Source organism: Candidatus Darwinibacter acetoxidans, assembly GCF_041936445.1.
In the GTDB taxonomy this organism is placed as follows: domain Bacteria; phylum Bacillota; class Limnochordia; order Darwinibacteriales; family Darwinibacteriaceae; genus DTU010.
The window spans coordinates 1-1626 of sequence record NZ_JBHGXH010000289.1; the positions used below are offsets into that span (position 1 = coordinate 1).

The window sequence follows — 1626 nt, forward strand, 5'->3', positions numbered from 1 at the left end:
TATCCGATCTTCTCTGCTGTTTCAGGGATGGCAGCACCTCCTTGCCCGGTGTTAGGCCCGGGCCGCCTTAGTTTATCTTAACCCTTGCGGGCAAAGACCTTATTTGAGCGCCTGCATCGCCGCCTCCGCTTTCAGGGCCTCTACAGCGGTGGCCTGCTGGCGTAGTATTTCCTCCGCTTGCCGTTTCCGGCCTTCCGCTCTGGCGTAACACCAGGCGGCGGCAGCCTGAATGCGGCGTAGAGTGCGGAGGACCTTGCGAGGTTGGCTGCCGCACTCGTTTACTATCACAGTCACGTTGGCGCTATAGCTAAGAGTATGGCGGCATCCCTCATGATTGAAATATCCCCACTCGGGGTTGTGCCGGTCGTTTGCGTACACAACTGGCCAAAAGATGTTCTCGGCAAACATAAATATTTTTGCTCGGGGTGGTGCGGTCGTCGGCTCGGTAGGTTTTAGCATCTGTATTACGGCTTGGTCAAGGTCCCTGAGGGCTTGACCGATTATTTTCTCATACACTATTCCTCACCCACCTTGACAGTTTTTGCCCACCCCGGAGTGTCACCGTCCGAGGTTAGGGCCACGATAACTTTCATGCCCTGCGGCGGAGTGTCGGGCCACGGGGTGTAACCGTCACTTATGACGACGCAGACTTGGGGCCGGGGTCGCAGCTTTGTGGCTGCTTCAATCCCCTCCCCCATGTCGGTCCCGCCGCCGCCGGTCAATTGCACCTGGCCGGTGCGGAACACTTTCCGGCAAGCATGGACTTGGGCATCAACGGAGAGGACATGGACGCCTTCACGCTGCCCCATACCCTTCAAAATGCCGGAGACTTCGGCCAGAGCCTGGGCCAGCATGCCGTCGCTCATGCTCCCCGAGGTGTCCACCACTACGGCAACCGAAGGGACTGGACGCCGTAAAGCGGGTAAGACGACCTTACCGTTGCCTACCTGCCCTTGCCGGCGGGAAGGCTTCCGGTACGAATAGTCCACCGCGCCGGCAACGTCCGCCACGGCGTGACGGATAGCCGTAGCTAGTTCACGGCGCCAGTTCACCTTTGGACGGAGCTTTTCTTCCGCCCATCTGGACCAGTGCCCGGGGACATCGCCCCGGGTTCGGGAGTGCTCCACGATCTGCCGGGCAACGTCCCGGCGGATCATTTCCCCTTCGGCCCGGCTGGTGCCGGGAGAAGAAGAGTCTGGTGGCCCCTCTTCCCAGGGCTCCCGTTGGCCGGTCGCGCATGAGCCGCACCGGCCGGCGCCAGGCGCAGGAGTCTGCGCCTGATCACCAGATTCCCTGCCGTCTTGCCCGCTCCCGTGGCCGGAACCAGGGGAAGCGGGAGGCTGAGACGAGGATTCCGGCTGGCCCGAAGCGCCGGACGGCTGGCCGGACGAGGCGGGCTGACTACTTCCGGCGGGATCGCCGCTTTCGCCATTTCCCGCGCCGCCCGGTTTAGAACCGTCCGGGTCTCCAGGTTTTGAGCCGGAGCCGTCGCCCCGGTCGCCTGGCTGAGCGTCATCAGCATGGCCACCGCCCTGGCCGTTGGTGGACGAGTCGGAGCGGTTCTCGTCGCCATGGTCGGCAGACGAAGCCCCTTTCTCCTGTGGAGCGGTTTCGCCGTCATGAGTG

At 62.7% G+C, this 1626-nt stretch carries 1 protein-coding gene; it reads right to left on the reverse strand.

Translation table 11 applies throughout. The annotated features are described in order from the left end of the window. Positions 1 to 515 precede the first annotated feature (515 nt). On the reverse strand, positions 516 to 1626 hold a 1111-nt coding region (locus ACE4YL_RS11170), incomplete at its 5' end, for a DUF2201 family putative metallopeptidase (protein ID WP_461369651.1).